General features: G+C 58.1%; 2 protein-coding genes and 1 tRNA gene. All 3 read right to left on the reverse strand.

What is annotated here, in order from left to right:
• Positions 1-82: 82 nt before the first annotated feature.
• On the reverse strand, positions 83-649 hold the full coding sequence (locus ASB65_RS21020; RefSeq protein WP_060725268.1) for a hypothetical protein: 567 nt from the start codon (positions 647-649) through the stop codon (positions 83-85).
• A gap of 74 nt (positions 650-723) precedes the next feature.
• Entirely contained in the window at positions 724-1,158 is a 435-nt protein-coding gene (locus ASB65_RS28995) for a hypothetical protein (protein WP_065695289.1), read from the reverse strand.
• Between the two features lie 231 nt (positions 1,159-1,389).
• Positions 1,390-1,466, reverse strand: a tRNA-Met gene (locus ASB65_RS21030).
• Between the last annotated feature and the right edge of the window lie 50 nt (positions 1,467-1,516).

Below are 1,516 nucleotides of genomic sequence, written 5' to 3' on the forward strand. Positions count from 1 at the left end.
CGGAACGGCAATCAGAAAACGACGAAGAACTTGTCAGCGACAATCAGCGTGATAACTTGATCCCCACCGCGACCTAAGAATCTCATCCAGATTGTCGCCCGCGTCTCATCCTGATTGCCGCGCTATAGACGTCTGCACCTTCCATGAGCCGCAGGCAGATATAGGTGTGACGTAGGCTGTATGCTGTTCGGGGCTTGCCGTCGCGGTCCAGCTTGAGATGTTGTGCTTCAAGAAGGTTGTTGAACATCTTGAGATAATTGCCGGGGAATAGCAGATCGGTCGGAGCGGGAAGCGTCGCAGCCACCTCGCCATCCCCTTTCCCGCGCACAGGCTTCGCCCGCTCACACAGACGCTCATAGGGTTTCACCGCACCGGGCATGGATTTGCACCAGCCGATGCCGCGCTTGCCGCACACCTCAATCTCAAGGATACGCTGACGCGACTCCGGGTCTTCCACGATCGTCACATCTCGGTGCTGGAGCTGTTTGGCCTCATCCGGCCGCAGGCCGGTGTTGCCCATGAACAGCACGAAGTCATGCAACTGCTCGGCTTCCCACCGGAAGTAAGGGTTCTTCGGCTCCTTGGCATTCTGGCGGGTAGCCTCGTAGAGCTGCTTGTATTCGACCGGGCTGAACCACTGCCGGTGCATGATCTTCCCTTGCGTCTTGTAGGGCGGTGATAGGTCTGCAAGATGCGAAAGCCATTTGTGGCGGATAGCCGTCTTCAATACCTGCCGCAGGGTTCCGACCTCGTCATGCAGGGTACTCCGCGCCGGCGCCTTGCCGGGTCATGCAGGGTACTCCGCGCCGGCGCCTTGCCGGTCTTGGACGTGCTGATGCGGTGCACCCGATAGTCCTGCACGGTTCCGGCCGTGATCTCGGAAAGGCCCATCTTGCCGAAGAACGGGATCAGGTGGAGCCGTAGGCGGATGCCATGGCCTTCAACCCACTTGGGGCTACGCTCGCCTTCCGTGATAACGGCATATTCCTGCTCGAACTTCTTGGCGGCCTCGGCAAAGGTCTTTTCGGTTTTCAACAACCCGGCCGCCAGCTTGCCGCGCAGCCCAAGATACCAGTCCTCCGCAAAGGCCTTGGCCTGCTCCAGTCCGGTTTCTTTAGTGCTGGCACGGTACTGCTGACCTTTTACCGACCCGAGCAATGCCAGGTGAGGCCCCCGCGCCGGTAGACATTGACCTTTCCTCCAAGGATTTCGTGGCTCGCCATACCGGCCCCCTGTTTGTTTCTCATTTCGATATGGGAACAGGGAATCACGACCTCAAGGGACCAGTCAAATCGGCCTCGGGATTTGTGCTAGGTTTGTGCTAGGGGTAAAAACGACTTCGGCCTCCCGAAGGAGGCCGCTTAAAGTCGTGATAGTCTTTATAAACTCTGGTTGCGGGGGCAGGATTTGAACCTGCGGCCTTCAGGTTATGAGCCTGACGAGCTACCGGGCTGCTCCACCCCGCGGAATGATTTATTATAGCATAAAGGCCGCTTTTGGCGGCCTTTTGATTTGG

Source organism: Agrobacterium tumefaciens str. B6, assembly GCF_001541315.1.
Classification (GTDB): Bacteria; Pseudomonadota; Alphaproteobacteria; order Rhizobiales; family Rhizobiaceae; genus Agrobacterium; species Agrobacterium radiobacter.